Annotated in this window: 20 protein-coding genes, 1 tRNA gene and 1 pseudogene; 6 read left to right on the top strand and 16 right to left on the bottom strand. The window is 60.2% G+C overall.

Features of this window, described 5'->3' with window-relative positions; translation table 11 throughout:
* Nucleotides 1-14: 14 nt before the first annotated feature.
* The 3 genes from HPY67_01985 to HPY67_01975 form a co-directional block, all read right to left on the bottom strand.
* A complete protein-coding gene (locus HPY67_01985; protein ID NPV03486.1) occupies nucleotides 15-323 on the bottom strand; it encodes a hypothetical protein in 309 nt (102 codons plus the stop codon).
* 173 nt (nucleotides 324-496) lie between these two features.
* Nucleotides 497-1,825 carry a sigma-54-dependent Fis family transcriptional regulator gene (locus HPY67_01980; protein ID NPV03485.1) on the bottom strand — a complete coding sequence of 443 codons (1,329 nt, stop codon included), beginning with the start codon at nucleotides 1,823-1,825 and terminating at the stop codon, nucleotides 497-499.
* Nucleotides 1,826-1,834: 9 nt separating this feature from the next.
* Nucleotides 1,835-3,082 (bottom strand): hypothetical protein, encoded by a 1,248-nt coding sequence (locus tag HPY67_01975; protein ID NPV03484.1) that lies wholly within the window; start codon nucleotides 3,080-3,082, stop codon nucleotides 1,835-1,837.
* Between the two features lie 97 nt (nucleotides 3,083-3,179).
* On the opposite strand from HPY67_01975, the gene HPY67_01970 reads away from it, so the two are divergent.
* The 3 genes from HPY67_01970 (at nucleotide 3,180) to HPY67_01960 (ending at nucleotide 4,819) form a co-directional block, all read left to right on the top strand.
* Complete coding sequence (locus HPY67_01970) at nucleotides 3,180-3,389, top strand: hypothetical protein (protein NPV03483.1); 210 nt, start codon at nucleotides 3,180-3,182, stop codon at nucleotides 3,387-3,389.
* Nucleotides 3,386-3,973: a DUF2202 domain-containing protein gene (locus HPY67_01965; GenBank protein ID NPV03482.1), complete on the top strand. Its 588-nt coding sequence runs from the start codon at nucleotides 3,386-3,388 to the stop codon at nucleotides 3,971-3,973. Before HPY67_01970 ends, HPY67_01965 begins: the two co-directional genes overlap by 4 nt.
* 279 nt (nucleotides 3,974-4,252) lie before the next feature.
* Nucleotides 4,253-4,819, top strand: a complete 567-nt coding sequence (locus HPY67_01960; protein NPV03481.1) for a TMEM165/GDT1 family protein — start codon at nucleotides 4,253-4,255, stop codon at nucleotides 4,817-4,819.
* Nucleotides 4,820-4,876: 57 nt separating this feature from the next.
* Here the strand turns inward: HPY67_01960 and HPY67_01955 are convergent, their stop codons facing one another.
* Both HPY67_01955 and HPY67_01950 read right to left on the bottom strand, forming a co-directional pair.
* The gene (locus HPY67_01955; GenBank protein NPV03480.1) at nucleotides 4,877-5,749 is read right to left on the bottom strand and encodes a hypothetical protein; all 873 of its coding nucleotides are present in this window, start codon (nucleotides 5,747-5,749) and stop codon (nucleotides 4,877-4,879) included.
* A 33-nt stretch (nucleotides 5,750-5,782) separates the two neighbouring features.
* Complete coding sequence (locus HPY67_01950; protein NPV03479.1) at nucleotides 5,783-6,049, bottom strand: hypothetical protein; 267 nt, start codon at nucleotides 6,047-6,049, stop codon at nucleotides 5,783-5,785.
* Between the two features lie 125 nt (nucleotides 6,050-6,174).
* On the opposite strand from HPY67_01950, the gene HPY67_01945 reads away from it, so the two are divergent.
* Nucleotides 6,175-6,681, top strand: a complete 507-nt coding sequence (locus HPY67_01945; GenBank protein ID NPV03478.1) for a DUF4442 domain-containing protein — start codon at nucleotides 6,175-6,177, stop codon at nucleotides 6,679-6,681.
* On the opposite strand, the gene HPY67_01940 is transcribed toward HPY67_01945, so the two are convergent.
* Together HPY67_01940 and HPY67_01935 are read right to left on the bottom strand one after the other, a co-directional pair.
* Nucleotides 6,635-7,960 (bottom strand): amidohydrolase, encoded by a 1,326-nt coding sequence (locus HPY67_01940; GenBank protein NPV03477.1) that lies wholly within the window; start codon nucleotides 7,958-7,960, stop codon nucleotides 6,635-6,637. The two genes, HPY67_01945 and HPY67_01940, sit on opposite strands and share 47 nt — an antisense overlap.
* An 11-nt stretch (nucleotides 7,961-7,971) precedes the next feature.
* The gene (locus tag HPY67_01935) at nucleotides 7,972-9,297 is read right to left on the bottom strand and encodes an amidohydrolase (GenBank protein ID NPV03476.1); all 1,326 of its coding nucleotides are present in this window, start codon (nucleotides 9,295-9,297) and stop codon (nucleotides 7,972-7,974) included.
* 77 nt (nucleotides 9,298-9,374) lie between these two features.
* Here HPY67_01935 and HPY67_01930 point away from each other — a divergent pair.
* Nucleotides 9,375-9,462: transfer RNA gene (locus HPY67_01930), tRNA-Leu, on the top strand.
* Nucleotides 9,463-9,464: 2 nt separating this feature from the next.
* Here HPY67_01930 and HPY67_01925 read toward each other — a convergent pair.
* The 3 genes from HPY67_01925 to HPY67_01915 all read right to left on the bottom strand — a co-directional run bounded on the left by HPY67_01925 (nucleotide 9,465) and on the right by HPY67_01915 (nucleotide 12,420).
* Entirely contained in the window at nucleotides 9,465-10,676 is a 1,212-nt protein-coding gene (locus HPY67_01925; GenBank protein ID NPV03475.1) for a tyrosine-type recombinase/integrase, read from the bottom strand.
* A gap of 296 nt (nucleotides 10,677-10,972) precedes the next feature.
* Nucleotides 10,973-12,019: a hypothetical protein gene (locus HPY67_01920; GenBank protein ID NPV03474.1), complete on the bottom strand. Its 1,047-nt coding sequence runs from the start codon at nucleotides 12,017-12,019 to the stop codon at nucleotides 10,973-10,975.
* Nucleotides 12,016-12,420: a site-specific integrase gene (locus HPY67_01915; protein NPV03473.1), complete on the bottom strand. Its 405-nt coding sequence runs from the start codon at nucleotides 12,418-12,420 to the stop codon at nucleotides 12,016-12,018. The genes HPY67_01920 and HPY67_01915 overlap by 4 nt, the downstream gene beginning before the upstream one ends.
* A gap of 1,885 nt (nucleotides 12,421-14,305) precedes the next feature.
* Between HPY67_01915 and HPY67_01910 the strand changes: the two are divergent.
* A pseudogene (locus HPY67_01910) lies at nucleotides 14,306-14,455 on the top strand (ATP-binding protein).
* A gap of 18 nt (nucleotides 14,456-14,473) precedes the next feature.
* On the opposite strand, the gene HPY67_01905 reads toward HPY67_01910, so the two are convergent.
* The 6 genes from HPY67_01905 to HPY67_01880 form a co-directional block, all read right to left on the bottom strand.
* Nucleotides 14,474-14,806: a helix-turn-helix domain containing protein gene (locus tag HPY67_01905; GenBank protein ID NPV03472.1), complete on the bottom strand. Its 333-nt coding sequence runs from the start codon at nucleotides 14,804-14,806 to the stop codon at nucleotides 14,474-14,476.
* A 137-nt stretch (nucleotides 14,807-14,943) separates the two neighbouring features.
* Nucleotides 14,944-15,618, bottom strand: coding sequence for a hypothetical protein (locus HPY67_01900; protein NPV03471.1), 675 nt, complete (start codon nucleotides 15,616-15,618; stop codon nucleotides 14,944-14,946).
* A 516-nt stretch (nucleotides 15,619-16,134) separates the two neighbouring features.
* Nucleotides 16,135-17,337, bottom strand: coding sequence for an HD domain-containing protein (locus HPY67_01895; protein ID NPV03470.1), 1,203 nt, complete (start codon nucleotides 17,335-17,337; stop codon nucleotides 16,135-16,137).
* A gap of 133 nt (nucleotides 17,338-17,470) precedes the next feature.
* Nucleotides 17,471-17,914, bottom strand: coding sequence for a DDE-type integrase/transposase/recombinase (locus tag HPY67_01890; protein ID NPV03469.1), 444 nt, complete (start codon nucleotides 17,912-17,914; stop codon nucleotides 17,471-17,473).
* 186 nt (nucleotides 17,915-18,100) lie between these two features.
* Nucleotides 18,101-18,502 (bottom strand): hypothetical protein, encoded by a 402-nt coding sequence (locus HPY67_01885; protein NPV03468.1) that lies wholly within the window; start codon nucleotides 18,500-18,502, stop codon nucleotides 18,101-18,103.
* A gap of 136 nt (nucleotides 18,503-18,638) precedes the next feature.
* Complete coding sequence (locus HPY67_01880; protein ID NPV03467.1) at nucleotides 18,639-19,442, bottom strand: hypothetical protein; 804 nt, start codon at nucleotides 19,440-19,442, stop codon at nucleotides 18,639-18,641.
* Between the last annotated feature and the right edge of the window lie 15 nt (nucleotides 19,443-19,457).

Raw genomic sequence — 19,457 nt, 5'->3', positions numbered from 1 at the left:
TCGCCGCGGGTCGATTACCGGTTGGCGGGGGCGCCGTAGCCCGTCCCGTCAAGCGGCCTGTCACCCTTGTTGCCCGTTCCGTCGCCGGGGCCATAGGTGTTGCCCTTCTTCTGTTGTGCGGAATTGGATTGTGCCTGTTTGCCCTGCTGGTATCGGTTCTGCTCGCGCACCTGGTTCTGCTCCATGGATTGCGTCTGCAGGCCCGGGCCCTGGCCGCCTTGCCCCCCGGCTCTCCCGCCGCCCCGGGCGTCCGAGTCACCCGGCAGGGCCGTTGCGATCAGGGATGCGGAGGCCAGAATCATCAAAAATGTTTTGAACTTCATCGGTCTTGCTCCTTTCGGCATGATCTTGACGCCTCTATGAGCAAAGCGGATGCCATTCAGCCGGGAATTCTCAAAAGCTTGAAATCATTAACGTATTCTCTGTCCGGAAGCGGCCTGCAGGCTCCGGCGCCGCGCAAAATCTGCACACGCAGCGCAAGGCTTGCACAAGCCGCTCACAGGCCGAACTCCTTGATCCTGTACTGCAGCGTCCGCAGGGATATGCCCAAAACCTCGGCCGCCTTCCGCCGGTTTCCGCCCGATTCCTCCAGCGCCTTCCGGATCAGCTCCCGCTCGCTGGATTTCAGGAGGCCCTCGGCCGCACCGCGGCGGTCGGGTTCGAAATCGAGGTTGAGCTGCGAGGCCTCGATCGTCCCCGCCGACAGGATGACGGCCCGCTCGATCACGTTCTGCAGCTCGCGGATGTTCCCGGGCCAGCCGTAGGAGACGAGGGCGCTCTTCGCATCCTCGGAGAGCGCCGGGACACGCTTTCCGAAGGCGGCCCCGAACTTCGCGGCGAAGTACTCCGCCAGGGGGAGAATGGCGTCGCCTCGCTCCCTCAGCGGCGGCAGCTCGATGGGAAAGACGCTCAGGCGGTAATAGAGGTCTTCCCTGAACCGGCCCTCGGCGACGGCCGCGCGCAAGTCCCGATGGGTCGCCGAGATGATCCGCACGTCGACGGTCAGCGTCCGGGTGCCGCCGACCCGCTCGAACTGCCTCTCCTGGAGGACGCGGAGCAGCTTGACCTGGATCGCCGGGGACACATCGCCGATCTCGTCGAGAAACAGCGTGCCTCCGTCGGCCAGCTCGAACCGGCCCTTGCGCATCGCCGTGGCCCCCGTGAAGGCCCCCCGCTCGTGCCCGAAGAGCTCGCTCTCCAGCAGGGTCTCGGCCAGCGCCCCGCAGTGTACGCCCACGAAGGGGCCGTCACGGCGCGGGCTCCACTGGTGGATCAGCCTCGCCACCAGCTCCTTTCCCGTCCCGCTGGGACCGGTCAGCAGGACAGTCGCAGGCGTGGGTGCGACCTCCTCGACGAGACGCCTGACGGGCACCATCGCCTTGCCCAGGAAGATCAGTTCCGACGGCGGGTAGTGCCTGCCCAGCTCTTCCGCGAGGAGAGAGAGCTTTCGTTCCTGGTCCGCCTCCTTGAGCACGCGCCGGATCACGTGGCGCAGTTCCTCCGGGCTGCCGAAGGGCTTCGTCAGGTAATCCGAGGCGCCCACCTTCATCGCCTCGACGGCATTGCCGATCGAGCCGTAGGCCGTGATGATGACCCACCGTGACTCGGGGCGCAGTTTCCGGCCTTCCCGGATCAGGTCCAGCCCCGAGAGGTCCGGCATCCGCAGGTCCGTGACGACGAGATCGAACTCCGCGGCCTGGAATTTTGCAAGGCCGCTTCTGCCTGATTCCGCCTCCTCGACACGGTGACCCTCCTCCTTCAAAATCGTCGCGATGAACGAGCGGATCATCGGATCGTCATCGACAACAAGGATGGATTTTTTCATGGATACACCTCAGGCGGCCGGGAGCCGGATGTCCAGGACGGCCCCCCGCGTGTCTTTCCTGTTTTTCAGGTCGATCGTTCCCCCCATGCCGCCGATCACCTTTCGGGCATAGGCGAGGCCCAGGCCCGTGCCGTCGGTCTTCGTCGTAAAGAAGGGCGTGAAGACCCTCGAGGCGGCCTCCGCGGTGAGACCCGGCCCCGTGTCCTCGATGCGCAGCGCAACCCGGCTCCCCTCGGCTGCGGCCGACACCCGTATCGATCCCCCCGGGCCGGCGGCCTCCGCCGCATTGCGGATGCCGTTGGCGATGGCGCGGTAGAGCCTGTCACGGTCGGCCCGCACGAGGATGCCTTCCCCGACGAGGACCTCCGCCTTGCCGTCCCACGACGCCAGGCCGTCCCGGACGGCTTCGCAGGCGATCGGGGCGAGGGCGACGGGCTCCACCCGGTATTCCTCCTCCTTCGAGAACTGCAGAAGCTCGTTGACGAGCGTCTCGATCCGGCCCGTTCCCTGCAGGACGGCCTTCAGTGCCGTCTTCGCCGGCTGCGACGCGTCGGTCTTTTCGTCGGCCCACTGCACGTAGCCCTTGACGCCCGTGATGGCGTTCCGGATCTCGTGTGCCAGCACGGCGGTCATCCGGCCGATGAGCGAGAGCCGTTCCTTCTCCTCCTGGAGCGCCTGCAGCCTGACGTAGCGCGTCACCGCCCGCTCGAAGAGAAGCCCCACGGCCCAGAGGAGAGCCAGAACGGAGCCGACGATCCACCACATCCGCGCGGTCCAGGACGAGACGAGATCCGCCTGCGTCGTGTTGAGGATCAGCCGCAGCATTTCTTCCGTGCCGTCGGGGCGGTGGAGGGGGAAATCGAATTCCCAGGCGGGGACTCCCGTTCCGAGCAGGATCGGCCGGCCCGCGGCGGGACCGGGATGCCAGTCCCCGATCTCCTCGCGGGTCAGGGTCGCCCCGACCCGCGCCGGGTTTGTGTGAAACAGGATCGTCCCGTCTTGGGCGGCAATGAACGCGTAGGCGATGACGCGGTCCGAGAGGATCTCCCGCACCTGCTCCCGGTCGCTGCCGAACCGCCGCAGGGCGTTTTCCGCGGCTGTGGAAAGAGCCAGGGCGGTGCTTTCCAGCGATTTCGACGCAAGGGATCGGGCGATGGCCGCATTCTGATGCGTCACGTAGACCAGGGCGGCGGTGAAAATGGCCAGCAGCACAAACAGACCCGCCCGGAAGGGGAGGAGGTATCTCATGGGTTCCACGCGACCGCCTGCTCGAATGTCGTAACGACCTCATGGACCATATAGGGGGAACTATGCCCGGTTGTCAAGGAGAGCCCGGCAGAGGAAAGGGGCGGACATGACCGCCGGCGCAGGATTTGCGCGCTCCATGCAGAACCTGCATGACCCGGCAACACCGCGGGAAATGGCTGCCGGGGAAAACCGCCGCGATTTCAATCTGTCCGCCGCGATCACGGGCCCTGGCATCCCGCTTGCTCATGGGTATGCGAAAAGCCGCCGACTGCGGTCGGTGCGTGTCGAATCATTCAGCCAGGAGGTTTTACAATGATCAGGAAGACATTCAAGCGTGCGGCCGTATCGGGGCTGATCGCTGCGATGCTTGTCCTGTCGGCAGCACAGGTGCTGGCCGCCGGGCTCACGCCGGAGGAGCAGGAGCAGCTCGCCTTTGTGCGGGAAGAGGAGAAGATGGCCCGCGATGTCTACAGCGCCCTATACGAGTCGTGGGGCACCCCGAATTTCGGCAACATCGCGGAATCCGAGCAGAGGCACATGGATGCCGTGGCGAGGCTCCTCGTCAAGTACGGCATCGCCGACCCCGCATCTCCGCACATCGGGGTGTTCAACAACACGAGGCTTCAGGAACTCTACCAAACACTGGTGACGCAGGGGCGGACGTCGCTCCTCGAGGCCATGAAAGCCGGCGCATTGATCGAAGAGGCAGACATCCGGGATCTCCGGGCCGCGATCGACGGGACAACGAAGACCGACCTTCGGCGTGTCTACGGGAATCTCGAGCGTGGCTCCGGGAACCACCTGAGGTCCTTCGTCGCCCACATCGAGGCCCTCACGGGGGAGCGCTATGTCGCCCAGGTCCTCTCCCAGGACGAAGTGGACGAGATCCTCGGGAGGTGACTTCTTCCGTTCCGGCATCCCGCGGCATTTTGAGATTGACATCCGGTACGGGGTGTATTAAAAGACAGCCGTTCTAAAGGGGAGTAGTTAGAGAGGCAAGGTCAACATGCTGGCGGGATATCGCCTGGCCTTGCCGTCGGCGAATGCCGATTAGCGAGACCTTTAGTGTGACGAATCGTCATGCTGAGGTCTCGCTTTTTTTTTTGAACGGCCTCCCTGGCGATTCCCGGGGCCGCTCGGACCGAGGGGCCGAACTTCTTTCCAGGGAGGCAATCAACCGTGGAAGCTTTCTTTCTCTCGACTCTGGTCGTGACGCTGGCCGAGATGGGCGACAAGACGCAGCTGCTGTCGTTCGTGCTTGCGGCGAAACTGAAACGCAATGGGCCGATCATTCTGGGGATCTTCTGTGCCACCCTGGCCAATCACTTCGCCGCGGGGTACGTCGGCGCGTGGCTGGCCACCCTCGTCTCCCCCCAGACCCTCAAGTGGATCGTCGCCGTCTCCTTCTTTGCCTTCGGCGCCTGGGCACTGATACCGGACAAGCTGGAGGAAAACCGCAACCTCCGGGATGCGGGCGTCTTCCTGACAACGCTGATCGCCTTTTTCCTGGTGGAGATGGGCGACAAGACCCAGCTTGCCACCATTGCGCTTGCGGCACGCTACGATTCGCTGGTTGCGGTCGTCATGGGTACGACGCTGGGCATGATGTTCGCGAACATCCCCGCCGTCTGGATGGGCGAGACCCTGGCGCAGCGGGTCAACATGAAGATCATGCGATGGGTGGCGGCGGCGCTGTTCGTCGTCTTGGGAATCCTGACCCTGCTTGCTCCTGTCGCAGGGGCATAGCCGGGCAGACAGCCAACGGCAATCTCGCCGTATGAAAGAAGCGATGGCCGTTCTCTCTCAAAATCCGTCTTGAATGTACGGGAACGCCAGCTTCATCGAAAGCTCAGCACGTTCCAGTTCCTTCCCCAGGTAGGCGGCATGGGAGAGCTGGGAGACCCAGCCTTTTCTGATGATCGTGTGATAAAGGCTTCTGGCATTCTTCCCCTCGATGCGCCTGAGGAGCGTGTTGTCGTTCGCGTAATGCTCGACCGAGATGATCCCCCGTTCCGGCAGCGGCAGGATCACGAAATAGCCCTTCCGGTCCAATTCGGCTGCCGTCGTTTCTTCCGCCTTGACAATCTCCGCAGGCTTCAGGGCAAGCGGCTTCACGGTCCTGGCGAGGGTCCCCGTGCCGCAGGAAAGGTGCATCTTTTCTGCAAGGTCACGCACCTTTTGCGCTATGGCCCCGGCATCCTCACAGCCGATCATGTCGATGACCCTGACCTGGCTGCGGAAGGCTTCCACCTCCTGGCGGGAGACATTTTTCAGAACGGGCCTTCTGCCAGGCGACCCGATCACTATCATCTTTTCGTCCACTCCCTTCTCGCAGAGAGCCAGCAGCGTTGCGCCGCTCCTGTGCCCTTCCGGTTCCCTGCCGGCGACGATGAGCACGTGAATGGAGGGATTGGTGATCGTGTTCTGGATGATCTTGTCTATGCCGATGTTCTCCGTCTCCGTCTTCCCGACGATGCAGAGGTCTTTCGGGGCCAGGCGGGCGATCTCTTCCGTCAGGGCGGCGCTCGCCAGGGTGGAGACGGCGACGTGGCAGCTCCGGTTCCCGCGGAGAACGACGTATTCCCCGGCCACGGGGGGCCATTCGGCGGCCTTCGTCACGGTGACGGGGAAACCGGATTCCCCCTCATCGGGGAAGGCCTCGTGAAACTGATTCATCGCCACCGCCGGGTGGCAGTGCCTGCAGCCCAGTCAGGTGTAGAGGCTCTCCTCCGTCTTGCCCAGCCATTCTTCTGCCTTCCGCTTCAGTGCTTCGGCCTCCGGGCCTGCGTCTGCTTCCAATCGGCTGCGTATCTCCTCCAGGGCCCCTTTCATGCAGCCGCACTGCCTGCACTTCTCCAGAGCGATCCCTTTTTCGAATTCATCCGTCAGCTTTTTCAAATCGCCTGTTGGTGTCATGCGGATACCCTTGCATCCCATCCGAAACCGACCATGCATGAAAAGCGCATTTTCCTTCATATTTTTATCACAACCGGGAAGGGGATGTCTAAGCATTCCCGCGATCGCGGCGGTCTACCCTTTACGGGCCCCCTGTGCTAGAATCCTCCCGCCTTGACGTACGGTTCAACGGGGTGGGATGACAGATGGCCGAGTCGTGGGAAACACGCCTGAAGCGATGGGGGTTCAACTGGTTCCCGGTCTATCGGGCGACCGGGGCGCGTGTGGAGTACATCGCGTCGGACTGGCGGGAGGTCCGCATCCGGCTGCCGCTCACTTGGCGCACCCGCAACTACGTCGGGACGATCTTCGGCGGGAGCATGTACGGCGCCGTGGACCCCGTCTACATGATCATGCTGATCAAGCTGCTCGGCCCCGGCTACGAAGTCTGGGACAAGGCGGCGACCCTCCGGTTCCGCAAGCCCGGGCGCTCCACGCTTCGGGCAACCTTCCGCATCGGCGACGAGGAGCTGGAGGCGATCCGCGCCGCCGCGGCGAAGGACGGCAGGACGGAGTGGCGGTTCACCGTGGATCTCACGGACGGGCAGGGCGAGGCGTGCTTCAGCTGCGAGAAGGTTCTCAGCATCCGGAGGCGCGAACGCAACGTCATCCCCTCTTCACCCGCTCGGCGATCTCGCGCACGTCGTCCATGATCTTCCGCACGTCGAGCGTGAGCAGCTCGCGGTTTCTCATGACGACCTTCCCGTCGATGATGGAATCCCTCACATCGCCTCCGCGGCAGGCGTAGACGACCTGAGAAAAGGGGTGGTACAGGGGGGTGAGGTGCGGCCGGCGCAGGTCGATCACGATGAGATCGGCCCGCTTGCCGGGCTCGACCGTCCCGACGAGGTCCTGGAGCCCCAGCACCCGCGCGCCCCCGATCGTGGCGATCCGCAGCGCCGTCTCGGCGTCCATCGCCGTCGGGTTCATCGTCGCCACCTTGTGCAGCTTCGCCATCGTGTCGAGCTCCAGCAGCATGTCCAGGTCGTTGTTGCTGGCCGAGCCGTCCGTGCCCAGCCCCACGGCCGCGCCGCGGGCGAGAAGCTCGGGTACGGGGGCAATCCCCGAGGCGAGCTTCATGTTGCTCTCGGGGCAGTGGCAGAGGCCCGTCCCGCTCTCGGCCAGGATGTCCATCTCGTCGTCTTCCAGCCAGACCCCGTGCACGATCGCGCACTTGCCCCCGAGGAGCCCGAGCGAGCGCAGGTGGTGTACGGGCCTCGCCCCGTAGCGCGACCGGATGATGTCGACCTCATCCTTCGTCTCCGAGAGGTGCATCATGAAGGGCACGCCCGCTGCGTCGGCGACGCGCTTCACCGTCCGCAGCGTCTCCGGGTCGCAGGTGTAGGCGGAGTGGCAGAAGAGAGAAGGGGTGACCATGGGGGCGCGGGGGCCCCACTTCGCGATGAAGCTCTCCGCCGCAGCGGCCTTCCTGCGCAGCTCCTCCGCGTCGGGGGGCTTGAAGTCGATGAACCCCTGGCCCGCCACGATCCGCATCCCCACATCGACGGCGGCCTGCACGACGCTGCTCTCGTAGAAGTAGCTGTCGCAGCACGTCGTCGTCCCCGAGAGGATCATCTCGGCCATCCCCAGCAGGGCCCCTTTGTAAATCATCTCGCGGTTGACGTGCTTCGCCTCGGCGGGGAACATGTGCTCGTGGAGCCACTCCATCAGGGGCAGGTCGTCGGCAAGCCCCCTGAAGCAGGTCATGGGCAGGTGGGTGTGGGTGTTGATGAGGCCCGGCATGACCAGGCAACCCGCGGCATCGAGGGTCTCTCGGGGCATCACAGGAGGCGCGTCGCGGCGGGCGCAGGCAAATTGGATCGTGCCGCCCGAGATGCCCACGGCCGCGTCGTCGATCGCAGCGTGGGGGCCTGCCAGGGTGAGCAGCGTGCCACCGGAGACGAGAAGGTCGATCGGTTGGGCCGTCGGCATCGCTCGTCCCCTCACATCCCGAGGCTTGCCCGGATGCGCCGGGCGATGGCGTTGACGCGGTCCATGGCCTCCCCCTCGTCGAAGGTGAGGATCTTCCGGTTCTCCATGACGAGGCGGCCGTTGATCACGACATTGTCCACGTCGGAACCCGAGGCGCAGTAGACGAGGTGGGAGTACTCGCTGTAGACGGGCGTGAGGTGGGGCCGGTTGAAGTCCAGCGTGATCACGTCGGCCTTCATGCCCGGGGCGAGCCTGCCCGTCTCGGCGCCCAGGCCGAGGGCGCGGGCCCCTTCCGCGGTGGCCATGCGCAGGACGGTCTTTGCGCTCATCGCCGTGGGGTCGAGCCGCGAGACCTTGTGCAGCTTGGCCGCCGTGTCCATCTCCTGGAGCATGTCGAGGTTGTTGTTGCTGGCGCAGCCGTCCGTCCCCAGGGCCACCGTGACCCCGGCGGCCTGCAGGGCCGGAACGGGGGCCACCCCCGAGGCGAGCTTCATGTTGCTCTCGGGGTTGTGGACGGCCTTCGCACCGGCGCGGGCGAACATCTCGATGTCCGCCTCGTCGAGCCAGACGCAGTGGAAGGCCAGCAGGTTTTCGTCGAGCAGGCCCGCATCGCGCAGAAACCGCACGGGGCTTGCGCCCAGCTTCTCCGTCAGGCCCTCGCGCTCCGACTTCGTCTCCAGCAGGTGCAGCGACAGGGGAACCCCGTGGCGGTCGGCCAGTGCCTTGGACTTCCTGAGCAGATCGGGCGAGCAGGTGTACAGGGCATGGGGCTCCACGGTGATCCGCACGAGGTCATGGCCGGCCCACTTCCGGATCAGGGTCTCCGTGTAGGCCAGGCCTTCGTCGGGGGTCTTGACGTTGGGGGAGGGGAAGTCGAAGAGCACCTCGCCCAGCAGGCAGCGCATCCCGGCGAGGCTGGCCGCCTTCGCCGTCTCGTCCTCGAAGATGTACATGTCGCAGAAGCACGTCGTGCCCGAGCGGATCATCTCGGCGCAGGCCAGGAGGCTCCCCCAGTAGGCAAGCTCGGCATCCACGTTCTTCGCCTCGGCGGGGAAGATGTACTTGTTGAGCCACTCCATGAGCTCCATGTCGTCGGCGATGCCCCGGAAGCAGGTCATGGCCGCGTGGGTGTGGGCGTTAACAAGCCCTGGCATCACGACGCGGCCCGCTGCGTCGATGACCGTCCGGCCCCGGTAGCGGCCGCCGATGTCGGCTCGGGGGCCGACGGCGAGGATCCTGTCGCCCCGGATCGCCACCGATCCCGCGTGAAGGATCGTATCTGCGTCGTCGAGGGTCAGGACAGTGCCGCCTTCGATGAGGATGTCGACTTCCTGCATGTGCTTCACACCTTTCGCCGCCCCGCTTCTTGACAGCATGGTGCGGAAATACTATAAATGCCGAAACTTATCGCACGGCCTGGGTGGCGGAACTGGTAGACGCAAGGGACTTAAAATCCCTCGGTACCTCGTACTGTGCGGGTTCGATTCCCGCCCCAGGCACCATATTATTCCTTTATTTTCAATATCTTGCAATTTTTTGACACCTCAAAAACCTTTAGCACTTTTTTAGCAGGCTTCGAGAGATCTTTAGCGGGGTCGGCCCCGATTTTCGAGACCTCGGGTTGGGCCAGCCCGTACATCCGCCGCAGGTCCTCCGCGTCGAGCTGGAAGTAGCGCTCGAAGGCGGCATTGGTCGAGTGCATGGTCAGGCGCTTGATCGCCTCGGGGGTGAGCTGCGTGCGCAGCGCCCTCGCCGAGCTGTGCCGGGTGCCGCCGTAGAGGTCCACGCCCTCGATGCCCAGGTTCCGGCAGGCGCGACGCCACCAGTCGTAGAAGACGTTCTTGCTGAAGGGGTGGCCCTCCGGCGTCCCCTTCACGGAGGCGTGGCGGAAGAAGGGGATGTCGGTCCTGCCCGCGCCGAAGCCCCTGAACGCCTCGACGTCCTCCCGCGTGATGGGCACGACCTTCGGCTTCTTCTCCTTCGGGTCGGGGAAGAAGAGGAACCCCTCCTCGAGGTTGATGTCGCACTCCCGCAGCCGGCGCAGCTCGTTGGGCCGGATCGAGATGTAGGTGCAGAGCAAACGGACACCGAAGGCGACCTTCGGGTCGTGGCGGGTGATCCGGGCAAGCTCGTCGAGGATCGCCTGCTGCGTGGCCTTGTCGATGGTCCGCCGCATCCCGAGGACGTAGGAGACCTTCGGCACCTTCGGGGCCGCCGTGATCACCTCGCGGTCGATGAGCCAGCGGTAGAAGTTGCGCAGGCAGCTCGCCGCGTTGTGGCGGGTTTTGCCGGAAAGCGGCAGAGACTGGATCAGATCGTCGAGATCGGCGCTCTTGATGTCCTTGATGTTCCTCTCGCCAAAAAATTCCACGGCTCGTGTCATGTAGCTGCGGAGATTGCGCCAGGTGGACCACTTGACCCGCGGCCGCTTGTAGTCGAGGTACTGCCCCGCCAGGGTGCTGAATCCCAGGGGGTTGTCCTTCCGGTAGTCCCGGGGGTCGAACTTCCCCTGGGTGACCTCGTGGCGCAGTCCCGTAAGGAACTGGAAGGCGGCCCGGTAGTCGCTGAAGCGCCGGCCGATGCCCCGGAAGATGACCTCGAAGCGCGTGGCCTTCTGGTCCGGGTGATCGGGGCAGGCGCAGGCGTTGACGCGGTTATCGACCATCTTTTTGCCGCAGAGCGGGCAGCGCTGGCGCGTGTAGATCCCTCCCAGCATACAGAGCCCTCCATTGGTGCGTGCTGCCGCAGCAGTAGCACAGGGCGGTGCCGTCTGCAAGGGTCGAGTTGCGCGCATGCGTTGCCTCATCATCTGCTCCTACTCATATATGTCCGGGAGGGCAGACGGCAGAGTGCATCGGTTGCAAAAAAAGTTGAGCGGCGGCTTCCTCCACGCGGCCTGAGGGGACGAGCACACACAACCTCGAGAAAAGAGCCCGGCCGCAACGGCGGTTTTGCGGGGGCGCGCGCCTCGGCGCGGGCCCCCGTGGAACCGCCGCGTATCCGCAAACCGCGTCATTCCCCGAGGTAGCTCCGCGTGATGTTCACCCGGCCGTGGCCGAGGTTGCGGGAGACCTCGAGGCGGATCTCCCGGTCGATCTCCCGGGCCCTGTCGGGCGACACGCCCAGCCGCTCCGCGACGGAGGCGATGTGTTCTTTGCCGAAGCGGCCCTCCTTCACGGGGGCCTCGACGCGCACGCCGTGGCCGGCCTCGTAGAGATCGGCGTAGAGCCGCTGGGCGTAGGCGTGGCGGTGGCCGTGGTAGCCCGGGTGGGCCAGGCCCGTGTCCTCGCGGAACTGCCTCAGCAGGTGGTGCATCTTGTCCATCCACTGCTTCGTCGTCATCGCGGCGGGGATGAGCGAGCCCCGGGCGAAGACGCGGCGGTTCCTGCGGACGAAGGCCTGCGCGTCCCGGAGCGCCCCGGGGTCGTAGAGCAGCGCCTCGCGGGGCCGGCCGTTCTTGGGGCCGTCGGTGCGGCCCAGGGCGATGCAGCCGTCGCGGGGCTCCTTTTCGAGGATCTTGAGGTTTCCCGACTCGCGCAGGCGCAGGCCGGCGGCCTCCTGGAGCCGCACGGCGTGGATCGCCCCCTCGAGCATGAGGCGGTCCTCGCGGCTGTAGGCGATCTCGGCTCGGAGCTCGAGCCACGAGACGAGCGCGTCGCGGGCGCCGGCCGCCGCGGCGCGGTCCTCGTTGGTGTAGGGCCGGCCGCGCTGCAGGCCCTCCGCGGCGAGGTCTATCCGCAGGTCCCCCCTCTCCACGGCCGCGAAGACGCCGTTGAGGGCCGAGGCGTAGTTCGTGACGGCCGACCGCGACAGCCGCCCCTCGTCGCGCTCCTTCCTCCAGCTTTCGCAGAGCGCCTCGATGTGCCCCCGGCCCGCCCGGCGCAGGTCCTTGATGCCGTGCTGCGCCAGGTGCCGCGCCAGGTGGCCCAGGGCGGTCGCCGCCCTGCGCTCCGTGACCGAGCCGCGGCCCGAGTGGTCGGCGGCCCGCCGGGCCAGCCCGCGGATCGTCTCCGGGTGGGCCAGGGTGCTGCCGCAGCCGTAGTTGCTTCGCTTGCTCATCGTTTCACCTCCTCGAGGTCAGCCAGGAGCCGCATCCGCTGCTCCGGCGACAGGTAGATTGCGGTCTCGATGACCTCCCGCACGCGGGCGCGGGCGATCAGCCGCCGGGCCGGGCGGTGATCCCGGGCGAGGTGGACCGGAAGCCGGCGGGACTCGGCGAACTCGCGCAGGGCGAGCCGAACCCGGTAGACCGTCGAGGGCGCCTTGCCCTGGCGCGCGAGGCGGTCCAGGTAGGCGGCCACCTCGGGCTGCCCGATGCGGCGAATGCGGTCGATGCCGCGTCCCTCGCAGAACCGCAGGAAAGACCGTATGCGGCCCTCCACCAGGCGGCACTCCCGCGGCGGGCGGCCGGGCGGATGGTTCCGCCGGGCCCTCTGAAGGTATTGCTCTTCGAGCCTCATGCTTCACCTCCTGAATTATTCCCGGATATTTCCCGGGGGAATTTCGACGAATCCGCAATGATTCCGATTGAGTCTGTTTTACGCAGGAGCTTGCTGCGCCGTCCTGCGCGGTTCTGACCCCGAAAAACGCGAAAAGATGGCGAACTTTTGCCGTCTTTTCGCGAAATAACGGGTCTGCGCCGTCCTGTGCGGCGCTGCGCGCTCCTGGACGGGAATTTTTCGATGGGGAGTTTTTGCAACGGCCGCCCCTATAGCCTTCAAGTGTTGGCATGTCAGCGATTTGCAACGGCGGTCCGTGCTGCGAATAATCGGAAAATATCCCGAGCCAATCCGGCCACGGGCAACGGCTCGCGCCGTTCCCAGCGGCGCCCCCCTGTGGACAGCCTGCCGGGCGTGAGGCGGCGCGGCTGCCCACAGGGCGGCTTCGCTGGAGTGGGTGCCCCCTGTTTTTCTTCCTTTAACGACGGTAAGCCGCTGATATGAATAGGGTATTTAGGGGAAAAAAGGCGCAGGTGTCCCCTGTGTGCAGCCTGCTACCGGCCTGTGGGCAGCCGGAGCGCACGATGAACGGCGGGCTGTCCATAGGCCGGTCGGCCGCTTGCGGGGGGGCGTTCGCTTTCAGACTCGAAAGAATGAACGGTGAATGTAAAATCCAACAGATTTCACAGCTTACGCCGAACCCAGCGCAAACCGCCTCGCGTGAGGAAGGGAACTCCGCCGGTCCCTGTCGGTAGACTGCGGAGGCTGAAAGGTTGCCTGCCTGTTGACCCGTTGCGACTTCTTCATCCGCTGATGTGTGCCTGCCATATATGTGTAACCGCCGGATTTACCGGCGGCATTGAGGAAAAGGGCCGGCTGCATGCCCCGGCGCGCCGTCCCCCCAAACAGACGTTCTGAGGGGACGGCGCGCCTCCCTCTCGCCGCCCCCCATGCCCCGTGGGAGCGGCTCAAGCACCCGCAGCGCGCCGCCCGGCCCCGGTGCGCGCCGATCCGGGCGCGCTCACCGCGCGCCCTGCGCGCACCGGCATCTGCCGGGCTGCCCCGTCCGGTCGTCCGGCCCTCGCGCCCCTGCCGCGCCTGCGGCGCGGAAGCGGGGCGACAAGCGATCACGGGCCGTCCGCCCGGACTCCGTTCGCCCGCTCCCCCCACACCATCGCCGGGGATCGTCGCAGGGGCGAAACGCTGCGGCTCGTCGTCGCCTCCACAGCACGGGCGGGGACGGCGAGAGGCCCGGCCCGGCCGAATGTCCTGACCATGCGGAAATCGAAAAGATGCTGCCGGCAGGCACTGTCTGCCCTGTATCTCGACCGGCGGCCTGGCGGCCCCGGGACGCAAAAAAACCCGGCGAAGGAAACCTTCCCGGGATCATCCGAACCGCAGCCGTACTCCGGGCGCACCACGCCCGGCAGAAACTTCCCGGCTCGTCGGGTACGGCGCCGGACAATAGGGCATGCGGCCTTCCGTACCCATCGCCGCCCGCCACAGGGGCGGGCGTCAGCCATACCGCGGTTGCCTAAGCCGCATGAGAGGCCGGGGCGCCTGCACCGGTTCTCCCGTCCATTCGGGCGATGCGAGGTTCACGGCCAATTCGGCCGCCGAGGGCAGCCAACGGGGCTACGATCTGCGTCCCGGCGGGTCCGTCGCAGCACGGACATAAACATCTGTCGTGCTGATCGGCGCAGCGGCGGAAAACTTGAGACGCAGGGGAAAAAAGGAGAACAGAACAATCTCAGAGAAGGATGAAGGGCGATGAAGATCGGCAGGGGGCAGGCGGCAATGATCGGCCTTGCTCATCGTTCTAATCTTTGGGCAAACAGGAGCAAAACCCTCATTGGCCGCCATCCGGTGCTTTCATCAAAATCCTGACAGCTGGCCCGTTGAAGCCGAGATCTTCGGCGATCCGGTGATCGCCACGGCCATCTTGGACCGGATCCTGCACCACTCGACGACGATCAACATCAAGGGCAACTCCTACCGGCTCAAGGAGAAGGTCAAGGCCGGGCTGATCCGGGAGCCGGAAATCGAACCGTCATGAACAGGTGGGGGTCATTTTTCAATGCCGGAAAGGGGTCAATTTTAGCTGCCTGTTGACACCTTCCAGACGGAGCTGATCGGAGAGTCGCAAGGGTCCCCAGGCCGGATGCAGCAACGAGATTGCAATGATCTTCTCCCGGATCTCCGGGGGCGTCTCGTTCGGGAAGCTCTTGGGGATCGGAAGCCGGTCGATCAGACCGTCCAAGCCCCGCTCCTGGAAGGCCCGCTTGTACTCGTAGAACTGGCTGCGGGATATCCCGTGACGGCGGCAGGCCTCGGAGACATTTCGAATCCGCTCGGCCACCTGTAGCAAAGTGAGGCGCTGATGTGCTATCTTCTTCTCGGCAGTCATGTTGTCCTCCTGGGTAAGTGTTTTTTGTGGTGAAAAACTCCTTATCCGAAGAGAAGGCTGACTGCCACTTTTTTTAACTGAACCTGTTTGGGAAGATCCTAACTTTTACAAGTTAGTCTTTCTGCGCTGAGCAACTATTATTTTGACTTTTTCGGACACTTTCGTATCACTTCCATCTTTTCTTTTAGTCTCTCCAGCTGTTCTGTAATCGCCCTTTTCAACTCACCCTCGATATGCTCCGGCGAGCTATATCCCAAATTTTTTTCCTCAATCCCCCCGCGATTGGAAAGGTCATTGTTCGCCACGATGCTACATTTCATCTCGTAAAGGATCGGAAACTCTCTGCGGCTTATATGAATCAAACAATACACTGAGCCGGGGTTAGTACCATAAAGCGATCTTCGTCTTGCTTCTTCATGTGCTTGCCATTTTTCTATGAAGTCTTCTTTGCCACCATGCTTTTTGAAAAAGTCGAAAAATCGTTTATCACGCCCAACATCATTATCATGAAAAGGTAATTTGCCTTTTATCAATCTATCAAATTCTTTGCGAAAGTGAGTGATTATAGGCTGTGCTGTGCTTTCTTCAATCGATTGACTATCATTGCTCTTATAGGTCAGTTCTAAATACTTTGCATCGCCCGAACCGTAATTGTAATCATTAACAGATACATGGGCTACGGCCCAATATCTTATTTGTCTGTATTTGTCAAAAGAGTCGAAGCAATAAAAATCTTGAGCGAACACGCTACCACTAATGTAAAGAAACAAAACTGTGGTCAGCATGACACAAAGGACAACCCTTTTTCTCATTACAATTCCTCCATGGCTTCTATTGGTTCATGTGGAAAGTTTTCTGAAGGTAACCACTATATCGTTGCGAGTTGCCCCTATTTAACCGGACACTCGTCCAACTTAACCGCATATTTCCGATACTCGCATGGCGACTTCATCTTCAGGGCCTCGTGCGGATGATACTCGTTGTAATCCTCATACCAATTCGGCAATTGCTCCAGCACGTAGTGGGTATTGTAAAGCGGATGTTCATCGACAGAACTGGTACGCTTTAATCTGGCATTGACGTGAGCCTCTCTTTGGGCCCCAGCATCATGTCGATTTCGCCTAACCGGGATGCCACGGCCTCGAGCACCATGGCCTTTTTCTGCTCCGCGGGCCAGCGCCGACGTCGCTGCACGCTGCTGATGACTTCGACGGTCACTATGGACACCCTCCCGAACTGGTGTGGGTGCAAGCACCATAACTGCACTAAAGCTTATTCCCAGTTTGAGAGTGTCCTGTTTAATAGGGAGCTACGGCGCTCATAACCGCTCATGCGGAAATATTAAAATAGTCAAACAAAGGTCCAAAGCGAATGCCGCCTAATTCCTTCGCTCTATAAATGTCATAGAAATTTTTAATCCCCTCAATCAAATGTCGAGACTTTATCCCATGATTGATTGAGATCGAAGCTTCAATAAAAGCAGCCAAATGATCACATATCTTAATAATTTCTCCATCGACCGGATTATATTTGTCATTGTTGTATTTTGCGTTAATCTCATCCGAAGAAATTGTCTTTGCTGAATTGTCGGTATCACGAATTTTGCTATCAAATGGATTCAAGAGGAAGTAATTAATCTCATCATGCCATGAAACTGGTAGGAGCGGTAGAATTCGTTCTTCTATTTGAATTGCCTCATAGTTATTAATTATTTCTTCTAAACCCTCTATTGAACTTTTGACAGGCGATACAATATCACGAGTTAATACTTCTGGAAGATCATGAAAAAGTGCACAAAAAAAGTTGTTGTAAATTCTTCTATTGCACGCGTTAATTTCCTTCGAGCAAAGAAAACTCAGAAATGCGACTATCAACATATGTCCAAGAACCGATGTTTGGGGAATCCTGGGAGATTGCGCCCATCGTTTTTGAAATCTTAGTTGCCCACAAAGGTCAATAAAACCAAAAGATTTTTTTTGCAGAGATATCTTCTGTACTCCAATTAGATCGTAGTGATCTTCTATTTGGTTCTCTATTTCTTCTTTTGTCTTTTCAATTCCATAGATAAAAGGACAGGCATGATAAATTATTTTAAATTCCCAATTCGAAGCAAGATAATGAGCGGCTCGGAGAATTCTCCTTTCCTTAACTGCATGAGATGGATCAAGTAGATATTTTTCGAAGCTATTTTTAATGCTGCCATTCAATTCTTTTAAATCAGAATCTAACTTATCAATAACCCATTTGTTGAGATCGTTGCCTCGAGTCTTCATCAATTTATGATAAACAGGAGGCTTAATATCAGTTAATATAACGCGATGTAGAAACTCAAAAAATTCACCTTCAATTATATTTATCCAATTAATATTCTCATTTTTATATTCTTCCTCAAATTTAGCTATTACAAAAGCAATCACAATTTTATGAGCCTGTTTATCCAATTCAGTCAATTCTACTGGTCGCACATGATCATTCCATCTTTGAATACTTGCAGCCTCGAAAAGTTTTTCGATCAATCCTTTTCTTATCATGATGTAGCCCCTTCTATTCTCTCGGTATTAATAGAATGTAATTGATTCTTTTTGGGTACCTGTGTTAGGGGTGCCGCATGGACTTAAACACTTACTACAAGTTAGTTTAGATTGAGCATGCGTGGAGTTTCCTCTATTTCGCCGGACACTCGTCCAACTTGGCCGCATATCTCCGATACTCGCGTGGCGACTTCATCCTCAGGGCCTTGTGCGGATGATGCTCGTCGTAATCCTCAAACCATTTCGGCAGCTGCTCCAGCACGTAGCGGGCATCGTTGAGCGGATGGGCATCGACAGAATCCCGCCTGAACGTCTTGATGAAGGCCTCGGCCATCCCGTTGGACTCGGGGCTGTAGAACGGTGTCGTGCAGACCACGAACCCCAGGGAGCGGGCGAACGCGACGGTATCCCGGGCGATACAGGCCGGACCGTTGTCGCTGAGCCACTCGATGGGCTGCGGCAGCCTGTCAATGTCGCCGAACCGAGATGCCACGGCCTCGAGCACCATGGCATTCTTCTGTTCCGCGGTCCGGCGGCGTCGTCGCTGCACGCTGCTGATGACTTCGATCGTCACCATGGACACCCTCCCGAACTGGTCTGGGTTCAAGCACTATAACTTGCACTACAACTTATTTCCAGTTTGAGAGTGTCCGGTTGAAATGGGGGCTACTGCAATTGGGGGCTACTACAACATGCATCCTCCTGAAGACATGAATGATTAGTCAAATATTGGGCATCGTCAGATCTTGTGGTGTTTGTGACATTATTTCTTTGTTTCTGAAATCTGCCAGAATCCCACGACCATACCACAACTGCCATGCCCGTGCGGTCCGCTGTACCTGTATTCAGCAAGCTCAAGCCCTGGGATCAGCTTGTCCAAAGAGGGCATTGAATTTCCCTCGCTGTCGCTGGCCCACGGTTCCAGTGGGCAGGGCATTTGTGCCAACCTGTAGCCCTGATTGCGTAGCTGCATAATAGCTCGATTTTTGAAGTCTTCGTTCAGAACAAGATAGTCAAAATTCACCAGTTCGAACGAAAACACGAAATGGGGGCAACCGCCTGAGTAATCCGCCTCCTTGTGACAGTAGGGGCAGGTGAATGTAAGGTCAGCTCCAGTGACATCTTCTTCCTCCTCGGTCAGTTCGTCTTGTTCATCAATAACCATATCAACTCCTTTTGCGATTTAGAGAAAAGCGTGTAATTGAAATGTACTGAAAGTTTGCGGGCTGTAGTAAACCTTGGTGACCATAGAATAACATTGTCGTCCTAGCATTTTAATGCTTTGCTGCTGCCGCTGCATGTTACAACTTTACCCACTCATCCGTCGAGGTTGACGTTTTGGGTTCAACCAATTCGCATGTGAATTGCCCCAAAAATGCGAATGTCTCTAAGGGAAGAGGGGCACTCGCATTTGGGTTGTAATAAATTGCAGAGCCGGGAAGGTGAATAGCAAGACGACCTTTCTCAATTACGGAACGTTTCAGGTAGATTAACGCAGACAGCTCAGCAGGCAAGCAGTAAAAACCTTGCCGTTCGAGAAGATACTTCTCAATATAATGGTTCAATTCGGTGCCAAATCCACTCCAGAAGGTATAATCGAAGAGCACCAATGCACAAGGCACGTGCTTCGTAACCACATAAATGAATTGTTTTCGCTTTTCTTTTAGCTTTCTAAGAATCCTTGTCAGGGTGTTGTCTTGATTAAGCCGAACAGGATCTCCGCACGTGATCTTCTCCCATTCTTCCTTTGAGATGTTTAGCGTCGTTACCTCTACAAAGAACTCTGTTGGCGCAAAAACATGAAAGTCCGGGGTCTTTTCATCTGACCTTGGTATCGGCTTACATTCAAATCCTGCTTGCCTGAGAAAGGCCCAGCATGAGAGCTCATTAACAGCACCCAAATGATCTTCATTTCTGAAACTCTGAATACGATCTGCAAGATCTTTCTTCACATTACTGACATCAGGATAACTGCAAAATAATTTTCGAAGGTTATCGAGATAATTGACTCCTCCTTCATTCCAAGTGGCCAGCACGCAGTGAACCCATGACCGCTGATCCTCGTAATTTCTCGCCTTTTTTATCCATTCGTTATCAAAGAGCATATTTGCTTTTCTTCT

The organism is Syntrophaceae bacterium, assembly GCA_013177795.1.
Taxonomy (GTDB): Bacteria; Desulfobacterota; Syntrophia; order Syntrophales; family UBA2192; genus UBA2192.
Note: the sequence above shows the minus strand (reverse complement) of the source record. Positions and strands in the feature narration are given on the sequence as shown.